4 protein-coding genes are annotated in these 6,000 nt (G+C 49.6%); all 4 read left to right on the top strand.

Going from position 1 to position 6,000, the window contains the following annotated elements:
* The first annotated feature begins 302 nt into the window (after positions 1-302).
* A complete protein-coding gene (locus A4U59_RS02915; protein WP_066175857.1) occupies positions 303-2,138 on the top strand; it encodes a PucR family transcriptional regulator in 1,836 nt (611 codons plus the stop codon).
* Positions 2,139-2,276: 138 nt separating this feature from the next.
* Entirely contained in the window at positions 2,277-3,506 is a 1,230-nt protein-coding gene (locus tag A4U59_RS02910; RefSeq protein WP_083270623.1) for a M24 family metallopeptidase, read from the top strand.
* 23 nt (positions 3,507-3,529) lie between these two features.
* Positions 3,530-4,726: a cystathionine gamma-synthase family protein gene (locus A4U59_RS02905; protein ID WP_425388870.1), complete on the top strand. Its 1,197-nt coding sequence runs from the start codon at positions 3,530-3,532 to the stop codon at positions 4,724-4,726.
* A 28-nt stretch (positions 4,727-4,754) separates the two neighbouring features.
* Entirely contained in the window at positions 4,755-5,990 is a 1,236-nt protein-coding gene (locus A4U59_RS02900) for a M20 metallopeptidase family protein (RefSeq protein ID WP_066175852.1), read from the top strand.
* The last annotated feature ends 10 nt before the right edge of the window (positions 5,991-6,000 follow it).

Genomic DNA, 6,000 nt, shown 5'->3' with positions numbered 1-6,000 from the left:
GAAATGCAGGATAGTGCGCGTGAAATGTGCTGAGTTTGGCGTGAAAAACACGGAGTCCCGCGTGAAAAGACACTCACGCAACACAGCTATACAGGAACGGCGTGAAAAGGCGCTGATTTGGTGTGAAAAAATGGTTATCCGGCGTGAAACGATTGAGCGTGTTTTAAAATAGATTGTCTTTTTATAAAAAAAGAAACCAATCTGCAGTGGTTAATTGGCCAGTATTCTTTATTCTAAGAGACCCTGACCGCCAATGTGTTATAATTAACAGAAAATACTGAAAGTAAACAGGGGGATCCTTCATGCCGCTATCCGCAGCTGAAATCATCAACCTGCCGGCCATGCAGGCAGCGAGGGTTGTCGCAGGTGAAAATAGTCTCAAGGATAAAAAAGTTGAATGGGTGTCTGTGCTGGAGACGCCGGTGGAGAACTTTGTCCGGAAAAATGAGTTTGTGCTCAGCACGGGAATCGGATGCGGACAAAGTGAAGCGTGTTTGCGTGATTTTGTGAAAGAGGTGTTTGAATCCGGCGCCACGCTGCTGGGGCTTGCAACCGGCCGGCATATTTATGACATACCACAGAGTGTGATCGAGTTCGGTGAACAGCATCAGTTTCCGATTATCGAAATTCCGTGGGAGATCCGTTTTGCTGATATCTCGAAAAATTGCATGGATATTCTGGATCGCCATCAGAAGGAAAAATATAAGAGATCAGAGGAACTGCAGCAGCAGCTTTTGCAGCTTGTACTTTCAGGAGGAGACTGTTCGGATATTTCAAGGTTCGCCAGAAAAGAACTCGGTCTCCCCATTTTAATTACTGATCAGAACGGAAAAGTGAAAGGGAAAGCCGGATGCCCGGGTAATTTGCTGGAGAAATGGGAGCGGTATGTGCTGGCAGGATTAATAGCAGGAAATCTGCCGCAGATCGAAAGTAAGGGCATGACTAGGCTTGAACCGGTGCCGGAACAGGAGGAAGCCGACTATACAGGGATCAATCCCATAGAAACTTCCCCGTTAGAGCCTGAAACTCAATCTGACCGGAATCAAAGTGAACTTCTTGAAACCCATCCGCTCCAAAAGCAACTTGAAGCAACTGACCTGGATGGAGTATTGGCACTGAAAATGAAAATCCAGTCTGCAGCTGTCATGCAGGGCTGGCTCGTTGTGTTTCTTTCAGAAGGGAAACCGGAGATTAATGAATCCGGAGTGAACATCATCGAGCATGCCGCAACTGCTGCGGCTCTGGCTTTTTTAAAAGACAATGCCATCGCTGAAACGGAGATGAGGCTGAAGGATGATTTCATCTGGAGTATAGCGAGCGGCGATATACCGGATAAAGACCGGATGGTGTCACGGGGGAAAATGCTCGGCTTCAATCTCAGTCTCCCTTACGTTTGTATTGTCGGTGAACTGGAAAATCTGCCCGAATTGTTTGATGCTGCAAAACCCGATTTCAAATCGTACGGGCACTGGTTTGAAAGTATGATGTATTACGCTGTGGACGAAATTGTGTATGCCGGTGAACTGGTGGAGAAGCGGCTTTTGATAACGTCAGAAAAGAACCGGGTCATCATCTTTTTTGAAGCGCCACCCCCCCTTGGCACGCAGATAGTCACCCAGTTTCTGGATCTTACTGAAAGGCGCCTGAAAAACTTCCTGCCTGGTGTTTTGCTGTCATGGGGCATCGGCCACGAGGAAGATGGGATTCATGTTTTCAAGGAAAGTTATGAAAAGGCGAAAACCGCGCTTGATCTCGGCAGAAGGCAAAAGGGCCCGGGGCACATTGTCAACTACGAGGATACAAAGATGAACCGCCTGCTGCTCAGGCTTTCGGATGACAGTGAAGTGCGGGAAATCATCCTGTCGACCATTGCGCCGATTCTCCAATATGATAAAAAGCGGCCAATGGATCTTGTCGGCACGTTCGCCGCTTATCACCGCAACAAGGGGAATGTCAGCCAGACTGCAAGGGAGCTGAATCTCCATCGCCAATCCCTGCTGTACCGGCTGAGGAAGATCGAGTCACTTACCGGGCTTTCCCTTGTGAATCCGGATGATGTGTTTTTGCTTGATCTCAGCATCAAAATTTGGTCGATCGGGGTTCGGCCTTTAGAGGAGAAGCCGAAATCCAAAAAATAAAATTTCTTATCTATATTGTACAAATTGGGAATTGAAACTTCATACAATTTTGCGATTGTTTCAAAGGAGTGAGTTCGATTATCATTTAAATTAATTGAAAATTTAAAAAATAAACAACCAGGAAGGGAGTGATTTCCCGTGGTCTCTTTCGAACTCCGGGAATTTCAGGAGAGGATTCAGCGCACGAAGCGCCGGATGATTGAAAAGGGGATCGATGTCCTTCTCATCACCGATCCTGCCAACATGAACTATATATCCGGATATGACGGCTGGTCGTTTTATGTCGATCAGATGGTTGTATTGGTCCTTGATGAAGAACAGCCGCTCTGGATCGGCAGGAAAATGGATGCAAACGGCGCCAAAGCGACCACCTGGCTTTACCATGAGAATATCATTCCTTATACAGATGATTATGTCCACTCTTCCACAAAGCACCCGATGGACTTTACCGCCGAAATTTTGGCGCAAATCGGGCACAGCAGGAGCAGAATAGGTGTGGAAATGGGCGCGTACTATTTTTCAGCACTTGCGTTTGAACGGTTGAAAAAAGGGCTGCCGGATGCAAACTGGCAGGATGCGACCCTGCTGGTCAATGATGTCCGCATGATCAAGTCTCCGCAGGAAATCGAGTACATGAAAAAAGCCGCCAAAATAGTGGAAGCGGCGATGAGAAAGGGTATTGATGCCATTGCGGAAGGAGTCAGGGAGTGCGATGTCGTTGCGGAAATCTATCACAAGCTGATCAGCGGGACGCCTGAGTTCGGAGGGGACTATCCGGCAATCGTACCGATGCTTCCGGCCGGAAAGAACACGTCGACTCCGCATCTGACCTGGTCGGATCAGAAGTACCGGAATAAAGATTCGGTGATTATCGAGCTTGCCGGCTGCTACAAACGGTATCACAGCCCACTTGCCCGGACCGTATCGATCGGGCCGCCATCCCCGAAAGTGAATGACCTGTCAAAAGTGGTCGTGGAAGGGTTGAATAATGCGCTGGATTTCGTGAAGCCCGGTGTCACATGTGAAGAAGTCGAAGAAGTGTGGCGCAGCACGATTTCCAAATATGGAATTGTGAAAGATTCGCGGATCGGCTATTCAATAGGCCTGAATTACCCGCCGGATTGGGGCGAGCATACGGCCAGCCTCCGCCAGGGGGACAAAACGGTTCTTAAGCCGAACATGACATTCCATATGATACCGGGAGTCTGGTACGGCGACTATGGTGTCGAAATCAGTGAATCCTTCCTGGTGACTGATAAAGGATGTGAAGTGCTTGCCGATTTTCCGCGCGAGTTGATCGTCACTCCGAAAATGATGGTGCTTGGCGGCACTGAAGCAGGTGACCTTGCCCACGGAGAACCGATGTAATTCTAATATAGGGAGCTGAGATGATGAAAAAATCACCAAGTATCGGAACCAAATCAGTATGGGACGGCGAAAAAGAGTATCTCGTCCACGGCGCGACACAGGTGCCGGTCGTCCACAGCGTATCGTTCGGCTATGATGACATGGATGAGTGGTATGACGTGGCGGTCGGCAATAAAGAAGGGCACATTTATGGAAGAAACACGAATCCAACCGTGCAGGCCTTTGAAGATAAGGTGAAATCCCTGGAGGGGGCTGAAGCGGCGACAAGCTTTTCGACAGGCATGGCGGCAATCAGCAATACCATTGCCACCTTCCTCGTTCCTGGGGACAGAATCGTCTCGATCAAGGATACGTACGGCGGCACGAATAAAATTTTCACGGAATTTTTGCCGAGACTGAACATTGATGTGGAGTTATGTGATACAGGAGACCACGAAGCAATCGAACGCCAAGTGGAAAAAGGCTGTAAAATCCTTTACCTGGAAAGCCCTACAAATCCTACAGTCAAAATCACTGACATTGAACGGATGGCCAAGGCAGGACAGGAAGCGGGCGCTCTTGTCATTGTCGATAACACCTTTGCGACACCTGTCAACCAGAATCCGCTTGAGCTTGGCGCGGACCTCGTTATCCACAGTGCGACGAAGTTCCTCGGCGGCCATGCCGATGCACTCGGAGGTGTCGTTTGCGGTAAGGAAGAGCTTGTTGAAAAAATTTATCACTACCGTGAAATAAACGGGGCCACTCTCGACCCGATGGCAGCCTATTTGCTTCTGCGCGGGATGAAGACCCTCCACCTCCGCGTCCGGCAGCAATGTGACAACGCAATGAAAGTAGCGGAATATCTGCAAAAACAGGATCTTGTCGAAGATGTATTCTATCCAGGGCTTGCAACCCATCCAGGCCATGATATAGCGAAAAAACAGATGAAAAACTACGGCGGTATGCTGAGTTTTGCGGTTAAAGGCGGTGTGGAAACTGTCCGTGACCTTCTTCCAAAACTGAAGTATGCCAATAGGGCGGCAAATCTCGGGGCAGTTGAGACGACGGTCGGGCCATCCAGAACGACAAGTCATGTCGAATGCACTCCTGAGGAGCGGGCCGCAATGGGGATACCTGAAGGGCTGATCCGCTACTCAGCCGGAATTGAAGATATCGAGGACTTGATTGATGACCTTGAACAGGCCTTCAAAGCGGTCAAGGAAGGAACAGCCGTATAGGGAATTGCCCGAAAAAGGAGGGAGCCGCGTGACCGGCAGCAGGCATGAACTGGCAGAGAGGGCTGACAGGCTTTATGAATCACTTGTCAGCTGGAGGAGAAATATTCACGCCAATCCTGAGCTGAGTTTCAAGGAAGTTGAAACATCGCGTTTCATCGCGGACAAGTTGAAAAAGATCGGTGTCGATTCAATTCAGTCAGGGATTGCCGGGACAGGTGTGGCTGCGATAATTTCATCAGGGGAAGGGCCAACAGTCGCTCTCCGTGCCGATATGGATGCCCTGCCGATCATGGAAGCCGGGTTTCACGATTACCGGTCGGTGAAAGACGGTGTCATGCATGCCTGCGGCCATGATGCCCATACCGCCATGTTACTGGGTGCCGCGTCCCTGCTTGTTGAAGATAAGAATAACAATCGCTTTAACGGCACCGTCAAACTTATTTTCCAGCCGGCGGAGGAGGATACAGATCAGGAAGGCAAATCAGGGGCTCCGCGCATGATTGAAGAAGGCGTGTTGGAGGGTGTGGACTTTGCGGCAGCCCTCCATGTTTGCCCGTGGCAGCCGCCAGGCACGATCCAGGTGAACGATCATTTCAGCATGGCCAATATCGATGTGTTTGAAGCGAAAATTTTCGGCACCGGCGGTCATGCGGGCTATCCTCACTTTGCAAAGGACCCGATTTGGATGCTGTCAACCGTGCTGCCAGTCCTTTACGGAATCATCAACCGCCGGATATCGCCGCTGGAAACGGCCGTCATGAGTATTGGGAAAATACACACCGGCACGGCAAGCAATGTCATCCCTGATGAGGTCTCGATTACCGGCACAATGCGGTCCTATACACCACAGGCAAGGGAGCAGCTCGTATCTGAGGTGAAGGCTGTTTTTAAAATGGTGGAAGCGTTAGGGGGGCGTTTTGAATTTATGCTTGAAAGAGGGGAGCCGGCACTGAATAATCATCCGGCTGTCAACAAGGAGATTGTGAAAGCTGCTAACCGGGTTTATCCCGACTTAAAAGTCGAATATGGTCCGTTCGGGCTTGGCGGTGAAGATTTCGGATTCATGACAGAGAAGATACCAGGGGCCATGTTTTTTCTTGGCTGTTCGTTACCGGATGGAGTGAACAGAGATCTCCATACCCCCGTTTTTGATATTGATGAATCATGTCTTCCGATTGGAACGGCGATTTTGGCAGCGGCGGCACACAGGCTGCTCCAAATGGAAAACCATCAAGGAAGTAAGATGAGGAAAGAGCAATTTTGAGAAAAAATTG

Source organism: Bacillus marinisedimentorum (genome assembly GCF_001644195.2).
GTDB lineage: Bacteria > Bacillota > Bacilli > Bacillales > Bacillaceae_O > Bacillus_BL > Bacillus_BL marinisedimentorum.
Note: the sequence above shows the minus strand (reverse complement) of the source record. Positions and strands in the feature narration are given on the sequence as shown.